The sequence below is a fragment of the Enterobacter sp. JMULE2 genome (assembly GCF_013337145.1).
GTDB lineage: Bacteria > Pseudomonadota > Gammaproteobacteria > Enterobacterales > Enterobacteriaceae > Enterobacter > Enterobacter mori.
On sequence record NZ_SGWD01000017.1, the window covers coordinates 378,058 to 400,240 of the forward strand.

A 22,183-nucleotide genomic window follows, 5' to 3' on the forward strand; every position below is an offset into this window, starting at 1 on the left:
ATGGGTAACACTTTAGACCGGATACATGGGTAACAGTTATAACTGGCATAGAAGAGGAGACTCGCTATGCCCTGGACTGAGACCCGACCTATGCAACGCCTTGATTTTATCCGTGCCTGCCATGCAGGTACGGACTCCTTCTCCGCGCTTTGCCGTCTTTTTGGCATCAGCCGTAAAACCGGCTATAAATGGCTTCAGCGTTTTGACCCCGCTGACCTGTCATCTCTCTCTGACCGGTCGCGCGCGCCACACTCCCACTCCCGGACGGTTCCTGATGATATCGCCGGACAGCTTACGGCCCTGAGGCAAAAACACCCTGACTGGGGCCCCAAAAAACTGCGGATGTGGTTGCTCAATCATCATGTCGATTTTACCGTACCTGCTGCCAGCACTATCGGCGATATCCTCAAGCGTGAAGGCCTGGTTCCGGATAAAAAGCGAAAACGCAGGGCCCCGGGCAATCGCCGGCCCCTGACCACCATCAGTGAGAACAACCAGGTCTGGAGCGCTGATTTTAAAGGCAAGTTCAGGTTGCTGAGCAGAGAGTACTGCCATCCCTTCACCCTGACCGACAATCACAGCCGGTATCTTCTGAGCTGCCGGGGAACGGACAGGGAGAGCGAGCCCTTCGTCAGACAGTGCCTGACGGATGCGTTCCTGGAATACGGTCTGCCGGAAGTGCTCAGAACCGATAACGGTCAGCCCTTCGCGGGAACAGGGATAGCCGGACTAAGTCGTCTTGCCGTCTGGCTAATCAAGCTGGGCATCAGGCCTGAGCGTATCAGGAAGGGGCATCCGGAAGAAAATGGCCGTCATGAGCGAATGCACCGCTCCCTGAAAAGTGCGGTGAAACAGGGCAACACCTTCATGACGATGGAAGAACAACAGCGGTGGTTCAGTGGCTACCGGGAAGAATTTAACCACGAAAGGCCGCATGAAGCCCTGGCGGGTGCAACGCCCGGAACGGTATGGCACCCCTCGAACCGACACTGGGATGGCCGTGTTCCTGAATACGCGTATCCGGAAGGCGGTACGGTCTACAGGGTAAAATCGCGGGGGACACTCTATATGGGGAAAAAGGGGACGGTGTTCCTGAGTGAAGCGCTGACTGATGAGTACATCATGCTGGAAGAACAGGATGATGGCCTTGAGGCCATCATCTTTAACGGAATAACGCTTGCGTACTACGACCGAAAAACCGAGAGTGTGCTCCGGATAGACTGAAAAGTGTTACCTATGTTCCCGGTCTGATCTGTCACCTATGTATCCGGTCATACACTTCGCTTACCCGGCCTACGAACTACGGGTAGGCTGGGTAAGCGAAGCCGCCACCCGGCGTTTACGCCGCACGCTCGTCCCGGTTCGCCAACACCTGCGGCGTATTCAGTTCAATCCAGTCCGCCAGCGCGGCTACTTTCTCGCTCACCTCAACGCCCAGCGGCGTCAGGCTATACTCTACGTGCGGCGGCACAACCGGATATGACACGCGATCGACAAATCCGTCCTGCTCCAGCGCCTGAAGCGACTGGGCCAGCATCTTCTCGCTCACGCCGCCCATCTTGCGGCGCAGGTCGCTAAAGCGATGCGTACCCTCGCTTAACGCCACCAGGATCAGCACGCCCCAGCGGCTGGTGACGTGCTTAAGCACGTCTCTTGAAGGGCACTGTTCCGCGAAGAGATTGCCATCGCGCATTTGCTCGCTGAGTGTCGGAATGGTCTTTTTCATACTTACCTTTTTGTACGTACTTACTAAAAGTTAGCTTCAATGTTAGTGTGCCACAACACCAGACAAACACGAAGGAGATTCATCATGATCGCGATTACCGGCGCTACCGGCCAGCTTGGCCAGCTCGTTATTGAAGAACTGCTGAAAACCGTTCCAGCCAGCCAGATCGTGGCTATTGTGCGTAACCCCGCGAAAGCTGAAGCGTTGAGCAACCAGGGTATTGTGGTTCGTCAGGGGGATTACACCGACCAGGCGGCGTTCACGACTGCGCTGAACGGCGTGGATAAACTGCTGCTGATCTCCTCCAGCGAAGTGGGCCAGCGCGCCACGCAGCACCAGAACGTCATTAACGCCGCCAAAGCGGCAGGCGTGAAGTTTATCGCCTACACCAGCCTGCTGCATGCGGACACATCGCCGCTCGGCCTTCACGTTGAACACGTCGAAACCGAAAAAGCGCTGGCAGAGTCTGGCGTACCATATGCCCTGCTGCGCAACGGCTGGTACACCGAAAACTATCTGGCGAGCGCACCGCCGGCGCTGGAGCATGGCGTGTTTATTGGTGCTGCAGGCGAAGGCAAAATCGCCTCTGCGACCCGTGCAGATTACGCGGCGGCTGCAGCCAAAGTCGTTTCTGAGGACGGTCACGCAGGTAACGTGTATGAACTGGCGGGCGACAGCGCGTGGACGCTGAGCGAACTGGCGGCTGAACTGAGCAAGCAGAGCGGTAAGCCAGTGGCGTATCAGAACCTGAGCGAAGCCGATTTTGCCGCCGCGCTGAAAGGCGTTGGCCTGCCTGCCGGGCTGGCGGATATGCTGGCGGATTCAGACACCGGCGCATCCAAAGGCGGCCTGTTCGACGACAGCCGTACCCTGAGCAAGCTTATCGGTCGCCCAACGACGACGCTGGCGGAGAGCGTCAAATCCATACTGTAAATGTTACGGATTGGTTATTTTTTGTGGCATCCCCTCGGGTCATCTCTGATAATGAAGCGATGACCCACGAGGAGGCTCACCGTGCAAGGCGTACCGGAACAGTTCATTGATGAGAGAGACAGCGCGCGCTTTCGCCATCTGGCGCAGCTGCCTGGCCTGGAACTCTATCACGCACATATCTCTGATTACGCCTTTGAGCCTCACACGCACGAAGCCTTCGGCATTGGCACCATTGAAACCGGCGCCGAACGCTTCCGCTATCGCGGTACCCAGCACCTCGCCTCCGAGAAATCCGTTGTCACCATGAACCCGGACGAGATCCACACCGGGGAATCCGCCACTGAAGACGGCTGGCGCTACCGGATGGTCTATATCGAACCCGACCTGCTGGAAGAGGTGACCGGCCTGCGTCACTGGTGGTTTAGCGACGTCACCCGCTACGACCCGCAGCGCTCGCTGCAAATCGGCCAGCTGATTTACGGCCTGTGGCATACGAACGACCCGCTGGCACAAAAAGGAATGCTGCTGGATCTGATTGAGACGTTCCGACCGTTAGCCCATCACGCGCCGGTGATTCAGGAAGGCGCACACCGGTTCGAACGTGTTCGCGAGTATCTGCACGATAACTATATGCACCCTCTGACGCTGGACGAGCTGGCAAACGTTGTCTCGCTCAGCCCGTACCATTTCCAGCGCCAGTTCAAGGCCCATTTTCACATCACGCCGCATCAAATGCTGATGGCGATCCGCCTGTGGCGCGCCAAAGCGTTTCTCACCCACGGCATGCCCGCCGCCGAAGTGGCTGCCGCAACCGGGCTGACCGACCAGTCGCATCTGACCCGCGCCTTTACCCGCCGCTACGGCATTACGCCAGTGCGTTATCAAAAGCAGGTTGCGCAGCGCTAATGCGCAATCTCATACAATACGCACGTATTTCGCCCTCCTACACTGAGTGCAAAGTAAATCAATGTGGATGGAAAAATGATTAGCGGCGTGTTGTATGCCCTGCTTGCAGGTTTGATGTGGGGGCTGATTTTTGTCGGCCCGCTGATAGTGCCGGAATACCCGGCGATACTGCAGTCCACGGGGCGTTATCTGGCGCTGGGGCTAATTGCCCTTCCTCTGGCCTGGCTGGGGCGGGCGCGCTTGCGCCAGCTTAGCCGCCAGGACTGGCTGACCGCGCTGGCGCTGACCATGATGGGTAATCTCATCTATTACGTTTGCCTGGCAAGCGCGATACAGCGCACCGGTGCACCGGTGTCGACCATGATCATCGGCACGCTGCCGGTCGTTATCCCCGTCTTTGCGAACCTGCTCTACAGCCACCGCGATGGCAAACTGGCGTGGTCAAAAATGGCGCCGGCACTGATCTGCACCGCCGTGGGTCTGGTATGCGTCAATATTGCCGAGCTGCGTCATGGGCAGGCGGAAGTTGACCTGTGGCGTTACGGTTCTGGCATTGTGCTGGCGTTCATTTCCGTGGCGTGCTGGGCGTGGTATGCCCTGCGCAATGCGCGCTGGCTGCGGGAGAACCCGGACAAGCACCCGATGATGTGGGCGACGGCGCAGGCGCTGGTGACGTTGCCCGTCTCGCTCGTGGGGTATGTCGGCGCGTGTATCTGGTTAGGTCATCAACAGCCTGACTTCGCCCAGCCCTTCGGGCCAAGGCCGTGGGTGTTTATTGGCCTGATGGTGGCGATTGCGGTGCTGTGCTCATGGGTGGGCGCGCTGTGCTGGAACATTGCCAGCCAGAAGCTGCCGACGGTGATTTTAGGGCCGCTGATTGTTTTCGAAACTCTGGCCGGACTGCTTTATACCTTCCTGATGCGACAGAGTGTGCCGCCGTTATTCACGGCCTGCGGGATCGCGCTTCTGGTGGTGGGGGTGGTGATGGCGGTAAGAGCGAAGCCGGAAAAACCGAGGGTCGTTCCGGCGTCGGAGATGTGATTTTTGCCCAGCGGCGCTGCGCTTGCAGGGCCTACAAAACCGTAGGCCCGGTAAGGCGTAGCCGCCTCCGGGCAAGCCGTTAAAACGTTTCCCAGTTCCCTTCAGACGCCGCCGCTACGGGCTGCGCTTTTGGCACGTAGGTTTTCACCGGTGCCGCTTTGACCGCCTGGTTGCGGGTGATTTTAAACACCGCCACCGCTTCGTTCAGGCGTGCAGCCTGATCTTCCAGCGCCGCCGCGGCCGCCGCAGACTCCTCCACCAGCGAGGCGTTCTGCTGGGTGACGCGGTCCATCTCCGCCACCGCCTGACCGACCTGATCGATACCGCGGCTCTGCTCGTCAGAGGCCGAGGCAATTTCACCCATGATGTCGGTGACGCGGGTGACCGCATTGACGATCTCGGCCATCGTCGCGCCCGCTTCGTTCACCAGCTGAGAACCCGCATTCACGCGCTCGCCGGAATCATCAATCAGCGCCTTAATCTCTTTCGCCGCCTGGGCGCTGCGCTGGGCAAGGGTACGCACTTCGCCCGCGACGACCGCAAAGCCGCGCCCCTGTTCGCCCGCGCGCGCCGCTTCCACCGCCGCGTTCAGCGCCAGAATGTTGGTCTGGAAGGCAATGCCGTCGATCACGTTGGTAATTTGCGCAATTTTGCTGGAGCTGGTGGCGATTTCGTCCATCGTACGCACCACGCCTTCCACCACGTTGCCGCCCTTCTTCGCGGTTGAGGAGGCATCCAGCGCCAGCCGGGAAGCCTGACGCGCGTTATCGGCGTTCTGCTTCACGGTAGCGGTCAGCTGTTCCATGCTGGCAGCGGTCTCTTCCAGAGACGCGGCCTGCTGCTCGGTACGGGAAGAGAGATCGTTACTGCCCGCAGAGATTTCGCCCGCGCCGGTGTAAATGGTATCTGCGCCTTCACGCACCACGCCCACCGTGTTCGCCAGCGAGGTTTGCATCTCCTGAACGTTGCGGGCCAGGATCGCCATTTCGTTTTTACCCTGTGCCTGAATCGGCTGGGTCAAATCCCCTGCAGCGATGGCGCGGATATGGTTGATGACGTCCTCCAGAGGCAGCAGCAGCACGCGACGCATCGCAATCCAGCTGGAGATAATCACCGCAATGACGAGAATCATGACGGCAGAAAGGATCCACAGGATGCGCTTATAGTCGCTTTCGTTATCCTGAATGCCTTTATCCGTGAGCGCGGCCTGCGCCTCGCGCCACTCGCGGTAGACCTTTTGCATCGCCGTCTGCTTCTGCTCGGCGTTCTGTTTAAACATATCTTCCAGATTGCCCTGGCCCAGCAGCACGTTCATTTGAGTCAGCGTGGCGGAATATATGCGGTACTGCTCCTCCAGCCGATCGGCCAGTTTTTCATCCAGACCCGGGGTTTCCGGCAGCGCGTAGTATTTATCGTAATGCGCCTGGGCATCGGCCAGCAGGTTTTTCGCGGTGTTCACCAGCTCGTTCAGCTGACCGCCGTTGATCTGCGACGCCATGCTGCTTTGCAGGCGCAGCATGCCGCGGTTCAGGGTCACGCGCGCCTGGTTCAGGCTGATCCAGGCGTCGGTAAATTCCGCGACGTTCTGGCTGGAAAGCTGAGAAACGGTGAAGTTCTCTTTGTCGTTATTCAGCGCATTGATGAAAATGCCGGCAGAGATCAGCTGCATGATCCCGAGCACAAGCAGCACCGAAATCAGAAGGGTAATGACTTTTATACGTTTAAACATGCGTTGCCTTTTTTATATGCAGGTATTGTCTGACGTGTATCTATCGGCAGGCTCGGCGCGTTGTTTACTGTTTCTACACCTTTAAAAACTTTCTAAAGCACTTTCTTATGTCCATTCAGGGAGTTAAATGAGACATTTTTTTGTGATCCACCTCTCATTCTCTCCCTTCCCTCTAAAGGGTTATAGCCTCGCCTTAAAGATGCATTTAATATGCATCTTATATTATTCATGACGAGGTAACTGCTATGGCCTTCCGCGACCAACCCCTGGGCGAGCTGGCGCTCTCCATCCCTCGCGCTTCTGCGCTGTTTCGTAAATACGATATGGATTACTGCTGCGGCGGTAAGCAAACGCTGGCGCGCGCCGCGTCGCGTAAAGAGCTGGATGTCGAAGTGATTGAAGCCGAGCTGGCACAGCTGGCCGAGCAGCCCATCGATAAAGACTGGCGCACCGCACCGCTCGCGGAAATCATCGACCACATCATCGTGCGTTACCATGACCGTCACCGTGAACAGCTGCCGGAGCTGATCCTGCAGGCAACGAAAGTTGAGCGCGTTCACGCCGACAAACCCTCCGTACCGCGCGGTCTGGCAAAATACCTGACCATGCTGCACGAAGAGCTGTCCAGCCACATGATGAAAGAAGAGCAGATCCTCTTCCCGATGATTAAACAGGGCATGGGCAGCCAGGCGATGGGGCCTATCAGCGTGATGGAAAGCGAGCACGATGACGCGGGCGAACTGCTGGACGTGATCAAGCACACCACCCACAACGTCACGCCGCCGCCAGAAGCGTGCACGACCTGGAAAGCGATGTACAACGGCATTAACGAGATGATCGACGACCTGATGGAACACATCAGTCTTGAGAATAACGTGCTGTTCCCGCGGGCATTGGCCGGGGAATAAAAAAGCCCGGTGGCGCTAGCGCTTACCGGGCCTACAACGTCCACGAACGTAGGCCGGGTCAGCGTCAGCGCCACCCGGCAACATGCTTAACGCATGCGAGCCATACGTTTCTTACCGATAAACATCCAGCCCAGCCCCAGCGCGATAAACCACAGCGGCGTGACGATCAGCGCCTGACGGGTATCATCTTCCAGCGTCAGCAACACCAGCACGAAGACGAAGAACGCCATGCATACCCAGCACATCAGCTTGCCCAGCGGCATCTTGTAGATCGATTTCTCATGCAGGTGTGGACGCTGTTTGCGGTACACCAGGTACGAGCACAGGATGATGGTCCAGACGAACATAAACAGGATCGCAGAGACCGTGGTAATCATGGTGAACGCGCCAATCACGCTCGGGTTGACGTAGAGCATCACCACGCCGCCCAGCAGGCAGATGCACGAGAAGGTCAGCCCTTTCGCCGGTACTGCACGTTTAGACAGCTTGGCAAACGCGCTCGGGGCAACGCCCTCCTGCGCCAGACCAAACAGCATACGGCTGGTGGAGAACACGCCGCTGTTTGCAGATGAAGCCGCTGAGGTCAGCACCACGAAGTTAATCAGGCTCGCGGCAGCAGGCAGACCCACCAGCACGAACAGCTCAACGAACGGGCTCTTGGTTGGCACCACCGAACTCCACGGCGTCACGGACATAATCACGATCAGCGCGAAGACGTAGAACATGATGATACGCACCGGAATGGAGTTAATGGCGCGCGGCAGGGATTTCTCCGGATCTTTGGTTTCCGCAGCCGTGGTGCCCACCAGCTCAATCCCGACAAACGCAAACACCGCTATCTGGAAGCCCGCGAAGAAGCCGCTAAGGCCTTTCGGGAACCAACCGCCGTCATTCCACAGATGGGTAAATGATGCCTGAACGCCGGTTGGCGACTGGAAGTGCGTCAGCACCATCACCAGGCCCACAACAATCAGCCCCACGATAGCGACGATTTTGATCATCGCGAACCAGAACTCCATCTCGCCGAACATTTTCACGGTGGCGAGGTTCAGGCTCAGCAGCAGGACAATCACCGCCAGCGAAGCCACCCAGTCCGAGAGGCCGGGGAACCAGAATTGCGCGTACGCCGTGATGGCCACAACGTCAGCCATACCGGTGACAACCCAGCAGAACCAGTAGGTCCAGCCGGTAAAATAGCCCGCCCATGGCCCCAGAAGGTCGGAAGCAAAGTCGCTGAAAGATTTGTATTCGAGATTCGAGAGCAGCAATTCACCCATTGCGCGCATCACGAAGAAAAGCATAAAACCGATGATCATATAAACGAAGATAATCGACGGTCCGGCAAGACTGATGGTTTTGCCTGACCCCATAAACAGCCCGGTACCGATGGCACCCCCGATAGCGATAAGCTGAATATGACGGTTTGTGAGATTGCGCCGTAGCGACTGTTCAGACGACGCCTCTTCGTCGGCGACGACTTTGACCTGATCTACCATGTGATATTTTCCTGTTTATGCCTGTCTGTGTTGTTAAGGCTCTTCTGGCCTTTAAATACGTCAAAGAATGACGGTCCCTTGTAAGGGCTAATCGATATTAGGTAAGAATCGGCGGGATGAATACTATGATTTGAATATTATGTTAATAATATGTTGAAAGTGAGTGTCATATCACTCATACAGCGCGAAACAGCTCACAAAAATACACGCAACAGTTTAGTTTGCAAGATAAAATGTTGATTGCGTCGTAACTATAGGTTTTATCACTATTTTCCTCTCCCCGGACGGAGAGAGGAAATAAGAAAAGCCGATTACAGAATTTCCAGCAGCTCGACTTCAAAGACCAGGGTGCTGAATGGCGGAATGGACGCACCCGCGCCACGCTCGCCATAGGCCAGGTTCTGAGGAATGGTCAGTTCCCATTTGGAGCCAACAGGCATCAGGGTCAGCGCTTCGATCCAGCCCGCGATAACGCCGTTAACCGGGAATTCAGCCGGTTCGCCGCGTGCAACAGAGCTGTCGAACACGGTACCGTCAATCAGTTTGCCGGTGTAGTGAACGCGAACGTGGTCGGTGCGTGCCGGGATCGCGCCGTCACCCTGGTTGATCACGCGGAACTGCAGGCCCGATTCGGTGCTGTTCACGCCTTCGCGCTCGCGGTTCTCTTCCAGGTATTTTACGCCTTCTGCTGCCATCTCTTCGAAGCGCGCGCGACGCACGGCGTCAGCACGTTCGTGAATTTCACGCAGCGCGCGGTGCACCACGTCAACCGGAACAGCCGGATGATTGCCTTCCAGCGCGTCAGCGATACCCGCCACCAGCGCTTCCGGTAACAGACCTTCCAGGCCGGATTCGCTCAGCTGCTGTCCTACCTGCAAGCCGATGCCGTAGCTTGCCTGCGCTTCGATAGTGTCAAAAGTCGGGGTGGTCATGGGTTTTCCTTCCATCACATTTAAAGTAGCGGGCAGCATATCAGCCATGCCCTTATGGGTAAAACTTTGTCTTAAGTAAAGGTGACAAACTGCGGCGAAACAGAAACAATAGAGCCAGTCAGGATTTTCCCAAATATGTGTCACGAAAGCTGGCTTTGTTACGCCCATCAGGCAGTTAGCAAACTACACTTCTCAGGACAGGATAAAAAAGACGCGGAGCAGGAGGAGAGCCATGCCCGGGCGATTTGAACTGAAACCTACCCTGGCGAAAATCTGGCAGGCGCCAGACAATTTTCGCATTATGGACCCGCTGCCCCCTATGCACCGCAGAGGCATTATCATTGGCGCGCTGCTAGTGATCGTGGGCTTCCTGCTTCCTTCTGGCGGGGACGACGTTGATACCGCGCCGGTGACCCGCAATGCGCAACTGGATATCCAGTCGCAAACGCGACCGCAGCCGGACGCGCAGCCCATGCAGACGCAGTTGGTGACGCCATCCAACGATCCAGGCCAGGTCGCACCTGTAGAGCCTGAACCGGTTCAGGAAGAACAACCGCAGGAGCAGGCCGCTGCGCCACAGGTTCAGCAACCGACAGGCATTGAACAGCAGTGGCGTTCCTATCGCGTTGAGCCGGGTAAAACGCTCGCGCAGCTGTTCCGCGACCACAACCTGCCTGCTACGGATGTCTATGCTATGGCGCAGGTGGAAGGCGCAGGCAAGCCGCTGAGCAACCTGCAAAATGGACAGATGGTGCAGATCCGCCAGAACGCCAGCGGCGTGGTGACCGGCCTGACGATCGATACCGGTAATGGCCAGCAGGTGCTGTTTACCCGTCAGACCGACGGCAGTTTTATTCGCGTACGCTAGTTCTGCAGGCCGGGTAAGGCGTAGCCGCCACCCGGCACACTGTTCTCAGGCACTCCGCTTATTCACCCACCAGATCCCCGAACAGACCAATACCAGCGCAATCGCATATTTGATATCCAGAATATTTTCCCCGAGGAAAATAGCGGATAAGACTGTGCCTGCCACCGGCACAACGAAGTTAAACGGCGCAATCATACTGACGCGGTTGACTTTCAGCAGCACGCTCCACAGCGCAAAGGCGACGGATGAGAGCAGCGTCAGATACCCCAGCACGGCGATGGCCTTCATACTGTGCACTTCCAGCGTTCCGCCTGTTGCATATCCTCCACCCACCAACACCAGTCCACCGATAGCCAGCTGCCAGCCGGTCATCACCGTGGGATCGACGGTCTGGGAGATACGTTTTCCGTAAAGCGTGGCAGCGGAGAGAATAAAAGCAGCCAGCACCACAAACCCGTCACCATTCCAGACAAACTGGAAATCGCTTAACCCGCTGTGGAAGTTCACCAACATCACTCCGGCAAACCCGAGAATACAGCCCAGCGTTTTGTTATAGCTGAGTTTGTCGTTGTGGTAGATAAAGTGCGCCAACAGCACGCTGAAGAAGGTTCCAGTGGCGTTCATGATTGAACCATTCACCCCCGTCGTGTAGGCCAGGCCTATATAGAAGAAAGTGTACTGAATAGTCGTCTGGGTCAGGCCGAGGATGGTGAGCTGGCCAAACTGCGTGGGCGTAAGCCTGCCAATCGGTTTTCGCTGGGCCAATGCAAACAGCAGCAGCAACACGCCGGCAAACAGGAAACGGTATCCGGCAAACACCACTTTCGATGGAATATCATCGGTTGCGATCTGGAAAAGCTCATAACCACTTTTAATGGCCGGGTAGGAGCTACCCCAGAGCAGACAGCAGAGCGTGGCACAGGCATAGGCCACATTTCGGCGAGCAAAGACAGGCGTAGGCAGAGCGGTATCCATGACAAATCTCATAAATAAAATTGCGTTTCAATTTATTATCAGAGAATGCGACAGGAATAGCTACCATACAAGAAGAAATGATGAATTCTGGTCCCCCACAAAAGCAAAACGCCGGCACAAGGCCGGCGCTTCGACGTGAGCAGAGTAAAAAATTACTCAGCTACTACGTTAACAACCAGTTTAGCGAACACTTCGCTGTGAACCTGGAAGTCAACTTCGTGCTCACCAGTGGTACGCAGAACGCCGTTCGGCAGACGAACTTCGCTCTTAGCCACTTTAACGCCTGCTGCAGAAACTGCATCAGCGATATCGCGGGTACCGATGGAACCGAACAGTTTACCTTCGTCGCCAGCTTTAGACGCGATGGTAACAGTGCCCAGTGCGTTGATTGCTTCAGCGCGAGCGTTAGCAGCCGCCAGAACGTCAGCCAGTTTGGCTTCCAGTTCAGCGCGACGTGCTTCGAAAAACTCAACGTTTTTCTTAGTAGCTGGAACAGCTTTACCCTGTGGAACCAGGAAGTTACGTGCGTAACCCGCTTTAACGTTAACCTGATCACCCAGGCTGCCCAGGTTTGCTACTTTATCAAGCAGAATAACTTGCATTACCTTATCCTCTTAAAGTCGTATTAATGGACCGTGCCCGATTACTGATGACGATCAGTGTACGGCAGCAGGGACAGGTAGCGAGCGCGTTTGATAGCGCGAGCCAGCTGACGCTGGTATTTTGCACGAGTACCGGTGATACGGCTTGGGACAATCTTACCGCTTTCGGTGATGTAGTTTTTCAGCGTTGCGATATCTTTATAGTCGATCTCTTGAACGCCTTCCGCGGTGAAACGGCAGAACTTGCGACGACGGAAATAACGTGCCATATGGCTAGTCTCCAGAATCTATCAAATCAATCTGCTCGGCATGCAGAACCATTTTGCTCAGGCCGTTCTTTGCCTTGTGGCAAGAGATGAACCCCTGAACGATTACTGCGCTACCGACCGTTAAACTGTGAGTAATGGCCTGGTTTTCGTGTCCGCTAATAATAACGGGCATTTGGCACCACGCCTGCCGGTGAAACCCGGCTTCCTCTTGCACAGAACGATGCTCAAGCACGAACTGGCAATGCGGAATTCCTGATGGACTGACCTTTCGAAGGGGAGCCCTGCATACGATGCCGGACAACGCCAGACGGTTGGTCATCAGAAATTACTCTTCAGAATCCCCAGCATCAGAATCATCTGCGGTTTCGTTTGCGAAATCATCGCGACGCTCACGGCGCTCGTCTTTCGCTTTAACCATCGGAGATGCTTCGGTAACTGCGTTTTTGGTACGCATAACCATGCTGCGGATAACGGCATCGTTGAAGCGGAAGGTAGTTTCCAGCTCATCGATCACTTCCTGCGGCGCTTCAACGTTCATCAGAACGTAGTGTGCTTTGTGCAGTTTGTTGATCGGGTAAGCCAGCTGACGGCGGCCCCAGTCTTCCAGACGGTGGATCGTACCTTCTGCACCAGTGATGGCAGCAGAGTAACGCTCGATCATACCCGGAACCTGTTCGCTCTGGTCAGGATGGACCATAAAAACGATTTCGTAATGACGCATCGAATTGCTCCTTACGGATTATTCAGCCTCCTGTCTGGGTCAGCCGAGGCCCGGGGAGGCAAGGAACGTGTTAAAGGTCGGCTGAAAAATTGACGCGTCATAATACTTGCGCGCCCCTGGAAACTCAAGCTGATTGCACAAATAATTCGCACAAAGCGCGAAGCGGGTCTAAGTCGGTGATTTAAAATTAATCACACCGAGAAGCGTTGTTTTTTTGAACAACACCATCAGAAATGGTCACTCATCGCGCAGCGATAAGGGATTACACTTTTATCAGAGCCCATCTAAACCGAGAAGGAGCAGGACAAACCGTCACACAGCACGCAGTCGTGGAGCGCATATCATGAAAAAAATCGCATTAGCTATAATGGCGGCGCTTTTGCTCAGTGCAAACGCGATGGCAGCCATCAAGATAGACAGCCGACAGGCCAGAAACATGGATGATGTGCAAAGCTTGGGCGTAATTTACATCAATCATAATTTCGCCACGGAAAGTGAAGCAGATCAGGCATTAAACGAAGAAACCGATGCCCAGGGCGCAACCTATTACCACGTGATGTTAACCCGTGAGCCCGGCAGCAACGGCAACATGCACGCCAGTGCAGATATTTACCGATAACGCTTTAACGCTAGCACCAGGAAAGCCAACAAAGAGAACATAGCCATAGTTTGACTTGCCCCCTGCCCGGGGGCTTTTTTTTGTGAATGGCTCCGGAATACCACCGGTTACAACTGTTTTTGGTATTCCAGAGCACTTATTCACTTCTGCCCGTAATAGGCATTCGGGCCATGCTTACGCATAAAATGCTTGTTCATCAGGTAATCATCAATGCCCTGAAGCTGTGGATTGATGTCGCGGGCAATCCACGCCATTTTGGCCACCTCTTCCATCACCACAGCATTATGTACCGCGTCGTGAGCATCTTTACCCCAGGCGAACGGACCGTGCTGGTACACCACAATCCCCGGCGTATGCAGCGGTTCACTTTCGCCCAACGTTTCGATGATGACCTTCCCGGTGTTGAGCTCGTACTCGCCTTCCACTTCAGCCTGCGTTAATGCGCGCGTGCAGGGAATGTCGCCAAAGAAGTAGTCCGCATGCGTCGTTCCAAGTGCCGGTATGGGCAGCCCCGCCTGTGCCCAGGCAGTCGCGTGCGTGGAGTGGGTATGTACCACGCCGCCAAGGGACGGATAACACCGATACAGCGCCAGATGGGTTGCGGTATCTGATGAAGGCCGCCATTTGCCGTCAATGACACGCCCTTCGAGATCCACCACCACCATATCTTCAGCTTTCATGGTGTCATACGCCACACCGCTCGGCTTGATCACTACCAGACCCTGCTCGCGGTCGATAGCGCTCACGTTGCCCCAGGTGAACGTGACCAGGCCATAGCGCGGCAGATCCATGTTGGCTTCAAAGACCTGCTGTTTAAGCTTAAGCATGTTCAGCCTCCAGCAATCCCGCCCGCGCCATACGTTCGCGCACCCAGTCCCGCGCGTTTGCCACTTCAGCGGCCGGGTCGTCCGACGTTTCACTCCACATCTCAATCAGGTAAGGCCCGCAATAACCCGTCTGTTTGAGCGTTTCGAAGCACCGCTCGAAATCCACCACCCCGGTGCCGAACGGAACATTTTTGAATACGCCTGGACGGGTATCTTTGACGTGCACCGCCACGATATGACCGACGCCCGCCTGCAGCTCCATCTGTACGTCGTTATCCCATGCCGACAGGTTGCCAATGTCGGGATAAAGCTGGAACCATGGATTATTGAGATAGTGCGCGTAGCCCAGCGCCTTGCTGATGGAGTTCATCAACGGGTAGTCCATGATCTCCATCGCCAGCGTGACCTGCGCGCGACTTGCCATCTCAACGCTCTCTTTCAGACCATCGCGGAAACGACGGCGCGTTTCATCGTTGGCTTCCTGATAGTAAACGTCATAACCCGCCAGTTGGATCACGCGGATACCGACATCCTGCGCAAAGCGAATGGCTTTACGCATGATCTCCAGCCCCTGCGCGCGTACGGCATCATCTTCGCTGCCGAGCGGAAAACGACGGTGGGCACTCAGACACATGGACGGCACGCGCACGCCCGTTTCAGCAATGGCGCTCACCAGTGCGAGCCGCTGTTCACGGCTCCAGTCGAGGCGAGAGAGGCGCTCGTCTGTCTCATCCACGGACATTTCGACAAAATCGAAGCCCAGCTGTTTTACCAGCTGCAGCCGCTCCAGCCAGCACTCCCCCGCGGGGAGTGCCTTTTCATAGATGCCAAGCGGGACCTGTTTTGACAACATACCCGCTCCTTAGCCCCAAAGCTGAGCGATTGAGCGTTTAAACTGACGCGCCGCTTCCACCGGAGACGCCGCATCACGAATGCTACGACCGGCAATAAAGACGTGAATTGGAATGCCCTGGAACAGCGGCAGATCTTCCAACGCCAGGCCGCCGGTAACGGTGACCTTGAAGCCCATATCCGCCAGACGTTTGATGGCGCTGATATCCGCTTCCCCCCACGCCACGCCTGCAGCCTGCGCATCACGGCTACGGTGGTAAACCACCTGCTGAATGCCCGCGTCGCGCCACTCTTGCGCCTGCTCCCAGGTCCAGAAGCCGGTCAGCTCAATCTGCACGTCGCCGTTAAACTCTTTTGCCACGTCCAGCGCGCCTTTCGCGGTGTTGATATCCGCACAGCAGATCACGGTGACCCAGTCAGCATTCGCTTCAAAGCACATGCGGGAAAGGATTTTGCCTGCATCGGCGATCTTGGCATCCGCCAGCACGATTTTATGCGGATATAGCGCCTTCAGGTCGCGAACGGCGCGAACGCCCTCACCCACGCACAGAATGGTACCCACTTCGATGATGTCCACTTCTTCCGCGATCAGACGGGTAGTTTCGTAAGCGTGGGACAACGTTTGGTTATCCAGCGCAACCTGCAACATTGGTAATGACATGTTCAATTCCTCTTAGACTGCCGCCGTAGTGGCGTTATCAATTAAATCCAGCACGTCCTGCTCGGTACGGCAGGCGCGTAAACGGTCAAAATTGGCCTCATCATCAAACAGATTGACGATCTGCATGATGCCCACCTCCTGGTGGGTGTTGGCATCCACGGCGGCCATGGTGATCAGGATGTCGACCGGGTCGTTATCTTCATGGTTAAACACCAGCGGCGTTTTCAGCGTCACAAGGGCAAAGCCGGTTTTTTTCACGCCCTCTTCAGGGCGGCCGTGCGGCATTGCCAGGCCAGGCGCAATCACAAAGTAAGGGCCGTGCAGCGCCACGCCATCAAGAATGGCCTGGTAGTAACGCGGCTCGACAACGTCAGCCTTAACCAGCAGATCCACGCTCAGCTTCACCGCCTCCTGCCAGGTGCTGGCCTCCGCCTGCAAAAGGATGGAGTTATTTTCTGCCAGCGAATCACGTAATTTCATGTTTCGTCCTTACTTCACGTCTTGAGGGAAGTGCTCTTTGATCACTTCCAGCAGTTTTGGGCCGAAATCCGCAGGCGACAGCATGTTGCGCACGCCCACCACATATTTGTTGCCCGTCACGGTGATTTCACCGGCGATATGGGTAGAGGCGATGATGATGTCTGCGCCGTTCAGCTCACTTTTGTATTCGCCCACTGCGCAGCTGTTCACCGTGTGGTCGATGTTTGACTGGGTTAAAAACTGGTCCACTTTCATCTTCATGATCATGGAGCTGCCTTGCCCATTGCCACATACAGCCAGGATACGTACGGTCATAATCGAAACTCCTTAATGAGCAGACACTTCTGCTGTTTGTTTTTCCGCATCTTCTTCAGCTCGCAGCGAACGGCCAGCGAAGAACATATAAACCAGTGCAATCAGAATGATGACGGCCATAAAGACCAGTCCGATGGAGGCAAAGCCCTGCATCATCGGCGGGGCCAGAATTGACCAGTCCGCCATGCCCATCCAGGCGCTCATACCGGTGAGCTTGACCGCCCACACGCAACCGAAGATTTCAACCATGCCCATGACCAGGCAGATCTTGAGCGCTGCGCGCCAGCCGCCGAAGTGGTTAGCGAAGACGCCGATGGTGGCGTTGGAGAAGAACATCGGGATAAAGCCAGGAATAATCAGGATTGACGAGCCACAGCCGACCAGGATGCCTACTGCAATCAGCTGGCCGATGGTGCCCCACATAAAGCCCCAGACCACCGCATTTGGCGCAAAGCTATAGATAGCAGCACAGTCAATCGCCAGCACCGCACCGGGGATCAGGCGTTGGGAAATACCGTTGAAGGCTTCCGACAGCTCGGCGACGAACATACGTACGCCCTGAGTGATGATGAAAATGGCCACCGCGAAGGAGAAGCCGGTCTGCAGGATATAGACCGTCCAGTGGGTTTTACCCGCCATCGCCTGAACAACGTCAATGCCGAAGGAGAGCAAAATGGCGCCGAAGAAGATGGTCATCACAATCGCCGTTGAAACGATGTTGTCGTGGAAGATATTCAGCCAGCCCGGCAGTTTGAGGTCTTCAACGCTCTCTTCTTTTTTGCCCAGGTACGGCGCAACTTTATAGGCAATCCATGAGGCGAACTGCTGCTGGTGACCGATGGAAAAGCCGCAGCCGTCAGTCACTTCCTGGGTTGGCTTGTACATCATGTTGGAGGTGATACCCCAGTAGAGCGAAACCAGCACCGCGGTGCAGATAATCGTGGTCCACATTGGGTAGCCGAAGATATAGAAAGAAACCGCAATCAGCCCCGCCTGCTGGAACATGATATGGCCGGTCAGCATGATGGTGCGAATGCCGGTAATGCGGCGCAGCAGAACGTAAATGATGTTCAGGGCCAGGGCGAGCAGAACCGCATACCCCACCCAGCTATAGGCATCACCCATGCGGTCGATGGTCGCCATCATTGAGGCGTAGGTGTCAGAGATGGCACCGTTGATGCCATACACTTCCGACATTTTGGCGACGACCGGCTTAAAGGTGCTGGTCAGAATGCCTGAACCCGCCTGCAGCAACATAAAACCAATAATGGTTTTGATGGTGCCTTTGATAATCACGCTGACGCTTTTTCGCAGCAGGATATAGCCCAGGCACGTCACGATACCCAGCAGCAGCGGGGCGTTGGTCATTACCTGATTAAAGAACACGGTAAAGACGTTGTAGAGGATCTCCATAACTCTCTCCAGAAATGAGAACACGAGGGGCAATCCCTGTGTGGTTGGTGCCATCACTCTAGTAATCACAAATAATCACCACAAGATTGAATTTGATTATTTGTGACGTATCACGCAAATTATTTCCATGGTGTTAGTAATGATTTTCACTACCGTACATGAAAAATAAATTAATCTTTATAATTCATGCAATTAATGATTAATAGTGGATAGTCTAACAAGTAAAAAACGGATAATCCGTGAAGTCGAACAGATAAAATTCACCATATTTACCATTGCAAAACGCGTCAAATGATGCCAGCATCAATCACAACAAATCACATTGTGATTACTTTTGATTAAACCAGGAGTCAAAACGATGAGTAAAGTGAACACCATCACCCGTGAATCATGGATTCTGAGCACCTTCCCGGAGTGGGGTAGCTGGCTGAATGAAGAGATCGAGCAGGAACAGGTTGCTCCTGGCACGTTTGCAATGTGGTGGCTGGGCTGTACCGGTATCTGGCTGAAATCAGAAGGTGGCGCCAATATCTGCGTCGATTTCTGGTGCGGCACCGGCAAGCAGAGCCACGGCAACCCGCTGATGAAAAAAGGCCATCAGATGCAGCGCATGGCGGGCGTAGAAAAACTGCAGCCGAACCTGCGTACCACACCGTTTGTGCTTGATCCATTTGCGATTCGTCAGATCGACGCCGTCCTCTCTACCCACGATCATAACGATCATATCGACGTGAACGTGGCTGCAGCGGTGATGCAAAACTGCGCGGACGATGTGCCGTTCATTGGGCCGCAGACCTGCGTGGATCTGTGGATCGGTTGGGGCGTGCCGAAAGAGCGCTGCATCGTGATGAAACCGGGCGATGTAGTAAAAATTAAAGACATTGAAATCCACGCGCTGGATGCCTTTGACCGTACAGCATTGATCACCCTGCCTGCCGATCAGAAAGCAGCAGGCGTGCTGCCAGATGGTATGGACGAACGTGCGGTGAACTACCTGTTTAAAACCCCTGGCGGTTCTCTGTACCACAGCGGTGACTCCCACTACTCCAACTACTATGCGAAGCACGGTAACGAGCATCAGATCGACGTGGCGCTGGGCTCCTACGGTGAGAACCCGCGCGGCATCACCGACAAAATGACCAGCGCCGATATGCTGCGCATGGCGGAATCGCTGAACACTAAAGTGGTTATTCCGTTCCACCATGATATCTGGTCAAACTTCCAGGCAGACCCGCAGGAAATCCGCGTGCTGTGGGAAATGAAAAAAGACCGCCTGAAGTATGGCTTCAAGCCGTTCATCTGGCAGGTCGGTGGCAAGTTCACCTGGCCACTGGACAAAGATAATCTGGAATATCACTACCCACGTGGTTTCGATGATTGCTTCACCATTGAGCCTGACCTGCCGTTCAAGTCCTTCCTCTGATTGTGAAGTCAAATCGCCAGACCTTGTGTCTGGCGATGTCATATTTCTTTTAGTAATTTCACGCTATTTCAAATATCATCTTTTCAAATCAATTCTTATCGGAATAGCTCATGACGGAAGCGCAACGACATCAAATTTTACTGGAACTCCTGGCGCAAACAGGGTTTATCACCGTTGAGAAAGTGATCGAACGATTAGGCATTTCTCCGGCAACCGCCCGACGGGACATCAACAAGCTGGATGAAAGTGGCAAACTGAAAAAAGTCCGTAACGGTGCGGAAGCCATTAGCCAGCAGCGTCCGCGCTGGACGCCGATGAACATTCATCAGGCGCAGAACCACGATGAAAAAGTACGGATTGCAAGAGCAGCATCACAGTTGGTCAACCCTGGCGAAAGCGTCGTGATCAACTGCGGCTCCACGGCGTTTTTACTGGGGCGGGAGATGTGTGGCAAACCGGTGCAAATCATCACTAACTATTTGCCGCTGGCCAACTATCTCATTGACCAGGAGCATGAAAGCGTAGTGATCATGGGCGGTCAGTACAATAAGAGCCAGTCCATTACGCTCAGCCCACAGGACAGTGAAAATAGCCTCTACGCCGGACACTGGATGTTCACCAGCGGTAAAGGCCTGACCACGGATGGGCTGTATAAAACCGATATGCTGACCGCCATGGCGGAGCAAAACATGCTTAACGTGGTCGGCAAGCTCGTTGTGCTGGTCGACAGCAGCAAAGTGGGCGAGCGCGCAGGCATGCTGTTCAGCCGTGCCGAGCAAATCGATATGGTGATCACCGGTAAAAATGCCAACCCGGAGATCCTCCAGAAGCTGGAAGATCAAGGGGTCAAAATTCTTCGGGTTTAAAGGTGCTGGCGGAAAAAGCTCACCGTGGCATCCAGCGCCGTCGGCGTAATACGGTGACGAACGCCCGCCTCCCAAAGGCAGGTTAAATTGCCGTCCAGCCCTTCATTCTTTAACGCCTGCTGTAAACGGAAAGTTCCGTCAGGCGGAACCACATCATCCGCATCGCCGTGCCACAGCAGCAGCGGGCGATTGGCCAGGTGCGGTAACGCATGGGTGACGTCCCACTCCGCCAGTGCCGCGTCGATATCTTCTGGGTTCTGCGAGGGAAACAGCGTCTTCGAGAGCGAAGTGAAGTAGCCCGACCCCATCAGACAAGCGACGCATTTCACCTCCGAATGATGCGTCATGATCCCCAGCGCCGTCATCCCCCCCATTGACGCCCCAGCAACCGCCAGGCGATCGTTCTCCACCAGCCCGGCCTCAAAAAGCGCATCGCGCAGCCCTGCGAATTCCGTCAGGCTACCGTGCAAGATTTGCCAGAACTGGCCGAGCCGCGCCTGCTCGTTGCCCGAAAATCGCGCGCCATGATCCGGAGCATCCGGCATAACAACGCGGAATCCAGCCTGCGCCAGCGCCACAGCAAAATAGCTATAAACCAGTTTTGACGAGGTAAACCCATGATAAAAAACCACAACTGGCAGCGGCTGCTCACTTTTTCCGGTGGGGAAAGCATGTAATATTTCGCGGTCACCAAGGCGTCGCGTTTCGAGTTCAATCATTGTCGCTCCTGTACTGATGAATGATTCATAATGTTTGAGAGCTGGATTACGGTTTCTGGATATTTTCATTCGAAATCTTCGCCTCAGATAACACTTCGGGAACATTCCCCCAAAACTAAATTTACAGGCAACTACACTATGGCTATCAGGAAACGAGATATGGTTATGCGCAGGTTGGCTGCTTTATTGTTTGTGTTTCTGCTCAGTGGCTGTAGCGCGCTGCAGGGGACACCGCAACCCGCTCCGCCGGTCGCCGATCACCCACAGGAAATTCGTCGTAATCAGACTGAAGGATTACAGCGAATGGGCACTGTCTCCGCGTTGGTTCGCGGTTCCCCGGATGACGCGGAAGCCTCTATTGAAGCACAAGCCGCAGCCGCCAAAGCAGATTATTACGTCATCATTATGATCGACGAAACCATCATTACGGGACAGTGGTACTCGCAGGCGATTTTGTACCGTAAGTAATGGCGATCGTTTGAACGACATTTACACTGCTTTGCGTCCATAGACATTTTCCTGTCCACAATAAACTCCATGCCTGCACCAATGGAAGTGAGTTTATTTGCGAAGGATTGCCCGGCGGATACCGGAGACATGTGAAATGGAGCTGACGATGAAACGAACTCTTGCCTTGACCACACTGTTGCTCTCAGCAGGCCTTGTGAGCACAACCGCACAATCAGCTGAATTCGCCAGTGCTGATTGCGTGACTGGCCTGAATGAAATAGGCCAAATCTCCGTGAATAACATCTCGGGGAGCCCGCAAGACGTTGAACGTGTCGTTGCATTAAAAGCCGATGAACAAGGTGCTTCCTGGTATCGCATCATCCAGATGCAGGAAGATAACCATGTTGATCATTGGCGGGTACAAGCCATCCTCTATGTTTAGCCCCTCCCGA

General features: G+C 55.0%; 27 protein-coding genes. 11 read left to right on the forward strand and 16 right to left on the reverse strand.

Going from position 1 to position 22,183, the window contains the following annotated elements; all coding sequences use genetic code 11:
- Positions 1-66: 66 nt before the first annotated feature.
- Entirely contained in the window at positions 67-1,224 is a 1,158-nt protein-coding gene (locus EXW94_RS24060; RefSeq protein WP_174339812.1) for a DDE-type integrase/transposase/recombinase, read from the forward strand.
- A 115-nt stretch (positions 1,225-1,339) separates the two neighbouring features.
- On the opposite strand, the gene EXW94_RS24065 is transcribed toward EXW94_RS24060, so the two are convergent.
- The gene (locus tag EXW94_RS24065; RefSeq protein ID WP_174341209.1) at positions 1,340-1,726 is read right to left on the reverse strand and encodes a helix-turn-helix domain-containing protein; all 387 of its coding nucleotides are present in this window, start codon (positions 1,724-1,726) and stop codon (positions 1,340-1,342) included.
- A gap of 84 nt (positions 1,727-1,810) precedes the next feature.
- Here EXW94_RS24065 and EXW94_RS24070 point away from each other — a divergent pair, with 84 nt between their 5' ends.
- The 3 genes from EXW94_RS24070 (at position 1,811) to EXW94_RS24080 (ending at position 4,606) form a co-directional block, all read left to right on the forward strand.
- Complete coding sequence (locus EXW94_RS24070; protein WP_120159581.1) at positions 1,811-2,659, forward strand: SDR family oxidoreductase; 849 nt, start codon at positions 1,811-1,813, stop codon at positions 2,657-2,659.
- Positions 2,660-2,740: 81 nt separating this feature from the next.
- Positions 2,741-3,565: an AraC family transcriptional regulator gene (locus EXW94_RS24075; protein ID WP_108417880.1), complete on the forward strand. Its 825-nt coding sequence runs from the start codon at positions 2,741-2,743 to the stop codon at positions 3,563-3,565.
- 75 nt (positions 3,566-3,640) lie between these two features.
- Positions 3,641-4,606: a DMT family transporter gene (locus tag EXW94_RS24080; RefSeq protein WP_174341251.1), complete on the forward strand. Its 966-nt coding sequence runs from the start codon at positions 3,641-3,643 to the stop codon at positions 4,604-4,606.
- A gap of 79 nt (positions 4,607-4,685) precedes the next feature.
- Here the strand turns inward: EXW94_RS24080 and EXW94_RS24085 are convergent, their stop codons facing one another.
- On the reverse strand, positions 4,686-6,335 hold the full coding sequence (locus EXW94_RS24085) for a methyl-accepting chemotaxis protein (protein ID WP_174341210.1): 1,650 nt from the start codon (positions 6,333-6,335) through the stop codon (positions 4,686-4,688).
- 245 nt (positions 6,336-6,580) lie between these two features.
- Here EXW94_RS24085 and ytfE point away from each other — a divergent pair, with 245 nt between their 5' ends.
- Entirely contained in the window at positions 6,581-7,243 is a 663-nt protein-coding gene (ytfE, locus tag EXW94_RS24090; protein ID WP_089599115.1) for an iron-sulfur cluster repair protein YtfE, read from the forward strand.
- Positions 7,244-7,329: 86 nt separating this feature from the next.
- Here ytfE and cycA read toward each other — a convergent pair whose 3' ends face one another.
- Positions 7,330-8,739 carry a D-serine/D-alanine/glycine transporter gene (gene cycA, locus EXW94_RS24095; protein WP_126816388.1) on the reverse strand — a complete coding sequence of 470 codons (1,410 nt, stop codon included), beginning with the start codon at positions 8,737-8,739 and terminating at the stop codon, positions 7,330-7,332.
- A 311-nt stretch (positions 8,740-9,050) separates the two neighbouring features.
- Complete coding sequence (gene fklB / locus EXW94_RS24100) at positions 9,051-9,671, reverse strand: FKBP-type peptidyl-prolyl cis-trans isomerase (RefSeq protein ID WP_172411118.1); 621 nt, start codon at positions 9,669-9,671, stop codon at positions 9,051-9,053.
- A gap of 232 nt (positions 9,672-9,903) precedes the next feature.
- Here fklB and EXW94_RS24105 point away from each other — a divergent pair, with 232 nt between their 5' ends.
- Positions 9,904-10,539 carry an OapA family protein gene (locus tag EXW94_RS24105; protein WP_108417885.1) on the forward strand — a complete coding sequence of 212 codons (636 nt, stop codon included), beginning with the start codon at positions 9,904-9,906 and terminating at the stop codon, positions 10,537-10,539.
- A 45-nt stretch (positions 10,540-10,584) separates the two neighbouring features.
- Here the strand turns inward: EXW94_RS24105 and EXW94_RS24110 are convergent, their stop codons facing one another.
- The 5 genes from EXW94_RS24110 to rpsF all read right to left on the reverse strand — a co-directional run bounded on the left by EXW94_RS24110 (position 10,585) and on the right by rpsF (position 13,106).
- Positions 10,585-11,514 carry a DMT family transporter gene (locus EXW94_RS24110; protein WP_089599118.1) on the reverse strand — a complete coding sequence of 310 codons (930 nt, stop codon included), beginning with the start codon at positions 11,512-11,514 and terminating at the stop codon, positions 10,585-10,587.
- 152 nt (positions 11,515-11,666) lie between these two features.
- Positions 11,667-12,116: a 50S ribosomal protein L9 gene (gene rplI / locus EXW94_RS24115; RefSeq protein ID WP_008502894.1), complete on the reverse strand. Its 450-nt coding sequence runs from the start codon at positions 12,114-12,116 to the stop codon at positions 11,667-11,669.
- A gap of 41 nt (positions 12,117-12,157) precedes the next feature.
- Complete coding sequence (gene rpsR / locus EXW94_RS24120) at positions 12,158-12,385, reverse strand: 30S ribosomal protein S18 (RefSeq protein WP_000135199.1); 228 nt, start codon at positions 12,383-12,385, stop codon at positions 12,158-12,160.
- A gap of 4 nt (positions 12,386-12,389) precedes the next feature.
- Positions 12,390-12,704 carry a primosomal replication protein N gene (gene priB / locus EXW94_RS24125; protein ID WP_008502895.1) on the reverse strand — a complete coding sequence of 105 codons (315 nt, stop codon included), beginning with the start codon at positions 12,702-12,704 and terminating at the stop codon, positions 12,390-12,392.
- A gap of 6 nt (positions 12,705-12,710) precedes the next feature.
- Entirely contained in the window at positions 12,711-13,106 is a 396-nt protein-coding gene (gene rpsF / locus EXW94_RS24130; protein ID WP_014068637.1) for a 30S ribosomal protein S6, read from the reverse strand.
- Positions 13,107-13,449: 343 nt separating this feature from the next.
- Here rpsF and yjfY point away from each other — a divergent pair, with 343 nt between their 5' ends.
- A complete protein-coding gene (yjfY, locus tag EXW94_RS24135; RefSeq protein ID WP_010427445.1) occupies positions 13,450-13,725 on the forward strand; it encodes a DUF1471 family protein YjfY in 276 nt (91 codons plus the stop codon).
- A gap of 140 nt (positions 13,726-13,865) precedes the next feature.
- Here the strand turns inward: yjfY and EXW94_RS24140 are convergent, their stop codons facing one another.
- From EXW94_RS24140 to ulaA, 6 genes are read right to left on the reverse strand one after another with little or no spacing between them, the layout of a single operon-like run.
- A complete protein-coding gene (locus EXW94_RS24140) occupies positions 13,866-14,552 on the reverse strand; it encodes an L-ribulose-5-phosphate 4-epimerase (protein WP_174341211.1) in 687 nt (228 codons plus the stop codon).
- Positions 14,545-15,405 carry an L-ribulose-5-phosphate 3-epimerase gene (locus EXW94_RS24145; RefSeq protein ID WP_174341212.1) on the reverse strand — a complete coding sequence of 287 codons (861 nt, stop codon included), beginning with the start codon at positions 15,403-15,405 and terminating at the stop codon, positions 14,545-14,547. Before EXW94_RS24145 ends, EXW94_RS24140 begins: the two co-directional genes overlap by 8 nt.
- A 9-nt stretch (positions 15,406-15,414) precedes the next feature.
- Positions 15,415-16,065 (reverse strand): 3-keto-L-gulonate-6-phosphate decarboxylase UlaD, encoded by a 651-nt coding sequence (gene ulaD / locus EXW94_RS24150; RefSeq protein ID WP_023334265.1) that lies wholly within the window; start codon positions 16,063-16,065, stop codon positions 15,415-15,417.
- Positions 16,066-16,077: 12 nt separating this feature from the next.
- Entirely contained in the window at positions 16,078-16,545 is a 468-nt protein-coding gene (gene ulaC, locus EXW94_RS24155; protein ID WP_174341213.1) for a PTS ascorbate transporter subunit IIA, read from the reverse strand.
- A gap of 9 nt (positions 16,546-16,554) precedes the next feature.
- A complete protein-coding gene (gene ulaB / locus EXW94_RS24160) occupies positions 16,555-16,860 on the reverse strand; it encodes a PTS ascorbate transporter subunit IIB (protein WP_000218355.1) in 306 nt (101 codons plus the stop codon).
- A 12-nt stretch (positions 16,861-16,872) separates the two neighbouring features.
- Positions 16,873-18,273 carry a PTS ascorbate transporter subunit IIC gene (ulaA, locus tag EXW94_RS24165; RefSeq protein ID WP_174341214.1) on the reverse strand — a complete coding sequence of 467 codons (1,401 nt, stop codon included), beginning with the start codon at positions 18,271-18,273 and terminating at the stop codon, positions 16,873-16,875.
- A 358-nt stretch (positions 18,274-18,631) separates the two neighbouring features.
- On the opposite strand from ulaA, the gene ulaG reads away from it, so the two are divergent.
- Positions 18,632-19,696 carry an L-ascorbate 6-phosphate lactonase gene (gene ulaG, locus EXW94_RS24170; protein WP_126816394.1) on the forward strand — a complete coding sequence of 355 codons (1,065 nt, stop codon included), beginning with the start codon at positions 18,632-18,634 and terminating at the stop codon, positions 19,694-19,696.
- Between the two features lie 110 nt (positions 19,697-19,806).
- Complete coding sequence (gene ulaR, locus EXW94_RS24175; protein WP_042713424.1) at positions 19,807-20,562, forward strand: HTH-type transcriptional regulator UlaR; 756 nt, start codon at positions 19,807-19,809, stop codon at positions 20,560-20,562.
- Here the strand turns inward: ulaR and yjfP are convergent.
- Entirely contained in the window at positions 20,559-21,281 is a 723-nt protein-coding gene (yjfP, locus tag EXW94_RS24180) for an esterase (RefSeq protein WP_126816395.1), read from the reverse strand. The genes ulaR and yjfP overlap by 4 nt on opposite strands.
- 138 nt (positions 21,282-21,419) lie before the next feature.
- Between yjfP and bsmA the strand changes: the two genes are divergently transcribed.
- Positions 21,420-21,749: a biofilm peroxide resistance protein BsmA gene (gene bsmA, locus EXW94_RS24185; protein ID WP_108417891.1), complete on the forward strand. Its 330-nt coding sequence runs from the start codon at positions 21,420-21,422 to the stop codon at positions 21,747-21,749.
- A 148-nt stretch (positions 21,750-21,897) separates the two neighbouring features.
- Positions 21,898-22,173, forward strand: coding sequence for a DUF1471 family protease activator YjfN (yjfN, locus tag EXW94_RS24190; protein ID WP_139157912.1), 276 nt, complete (start codon positions 21,898-21,900; stop codon positions 22,171-22,173).
- The last annotated feature ends 10 nt before the right edge of the window (positions 22,174-22,183 follow it).

Excerpts from the sequence above, each read along its gene's own strand:
- EXW94_RS24060 (WP_174339812.1), top strand. The coding sequence starts at position 67 with ATGCCCTGGACTGAGACCCGACCTATGCAACGCCTTGATTTTATCCGT.
- EXW94_RS24065 (WP_174341209.1), bottom strand. The coding sequence starts at position 1,726 with ATGAAAAAGACCATTCCGACACTCAGCGAGCAAATGCGCGATGGCAAT.
- EXW94_RS24070 (WP_120159581.1), top strand. The coding sequence starts at position 1,811 with ATGATCGCGATTACCGGCGCTACCGGCCAGCTTGGCCAGCTCGTTATT.
- EXW94_RS24080 (WP_174341251.1), top strand. The coding sequence starts at position 3,641 with ATGATTAGCGGCGTGTTGTATGCCCTGCTTGCAGGTTTGATGTGGGGG.
- EXW94_RS24085 (WP_174341210.1), bottom strand. The coding sequence starts at position 6,335 with ATGTTTAAACGTATAAAAGTCATTACCCTTCTGATTTCGGTGCTGCTT.
- ytfE (WP_089599115.1), top strand. The coding sequence starts at position 6,581 with ATGGCCTTCCGCGACCAACCCCTGGGCGAGCTGGCGCTCTCCATCCCT.
- cycA (WP_126816388.1), bottom strand. The coding sequence starts at position 8,739 with ATGGTAGATCAGGTCAAAGTCGTCGCCGACGAAGAGGCGTCGTCTGAA.
- fklB (WP_172411118.1), bottom strand. The coding sequence starts at position 9,671 with ATGACCACCCCGACTTTTGACACTATCGAAGCGCAGGCAAGCTACGGC.
- EXW94_RS24105 (WP_108417885.1), top strand. The coding sequence starts at position 9,904 with ATGCCCGGGCGATTTGAACTGAAACCTACCCTGGCGAAAATCTGGCAG.
- EXW94_RS24110 (WP_089599118.1), bottom strand. The coding sequence starts at position 11,514 with ATGGATACCGCTCTGCCTACGCCTGTCTTTGCTCGCCGAAATGTGGCC.
- rplI (WP_008502894.1), bottom strand. The coding sequence starts at position 12,116 with ATGCAAGTTATTCTGCTTGATAAAGTAGCAAACCTGGGCAGCCTGGGT.
- rpsR (WP_000135199.1), bottom strand. The coding sequence starts at position 12,385 with ATGGCACGTTATTTCCGTCGTCGCAAGTTCTGCCGTTTCACCGCGGAA.
- priB (WP_008502895.1), bottom strand. The coding sequence starts at position 12,704 with ATGACCAACCGTCTGGCGTTGTCCGGCATCGTATGCAGGGCTCCCCTT.
- rpsF (WP_014068637.1), bottom strand. The coding sequence starts at position 13,106 with ATGCGTCATTACGAAATCGTTTTTATGGTCCATCCTGACCAGAGCGAA.
- yjfY (WP_010427445.1), top strand. The coding sequence starts at position 13,450 with ATGAAAAAAATCGCATTAGCTATAATGGCGGCGCTTTTGCTCAGTGCA.
- EXW94_RS24140 (WP_174341211.1), bottom strand. The coding sequence starts at position 14,552 with ATGCTTAAGCTTAAACAGCAGGTCTTTGAAGCCAACATGGATCTGCCG.
- EXW94_RS24145 (WP_174341212.1), bottom strand. The coding sequence starts at position 15,405 with ATGTTGTCAAAACAGGTCCCGCTTGGCATCTATGAAAAGGCACTCCCC.
- ulaD (WP_023334265.1), bottom strand. The coding sequence starts at position 16,065 with ATGTCATTACCAATGTTGCAGGTTGCGCTGGATAACCAAACGTTGTCC.
- ulaC (WP_174341213.1), bottom strand. The coding sequence starts at position 16,545 with ATGAAATTACGTGATTCGCTGGCAGAAAATAACTCCATCCTTTTGCAG.
- ulaB (WP_000218355.1), bottom strand. The coding sequence starts at position 16,860 with ATGACCGTACGTATCCTGGCTGTATGTGGCAATGGGCAAGGCAGCTCC.
- ulaA (WP_174341214.1), bottom strand. The coding sequence starts at position 18,273 with ATGGAGATCCTCTACAACGTCTTTACCGTGTTCTTTAATCAGGTAATG.
- ulaG (WP_126816394.1), top strand. The coding sequence starts at position 18,632 with ATGAGTAAAGTGAACACCATCACCCGTGAATCATGGATTCTGAGCACC.
- ulaR (WP_042713424.1), top strand. The coding sequence starts at position 19,807 with ATGACGGAAGCGCAACGACATCAAATTTTACTGGAACTCCTGGCGCAA.
- yjfP (WP_126816395.1), bottom strand. The coding sequence starts at position 21,281 with ATGATTGAACTCGAAACGCGACGCCTTGGTGACCGCGAAATATTACAT.
- bsmA (WP_108417891.1), top strand. The coding sequence starts at position 21,420 with ATGGCTATCAGGAAACGAGATATGGTTATGCGCAGGTTGGCTGCTTTA.
- yjfN (WP_139157912.1), top strand. The coding sequence starts at position 21,898 with ATGAAACGAACTCTTGCCTTGACCACACTGTTGCTCTCAGCAGGCCTT.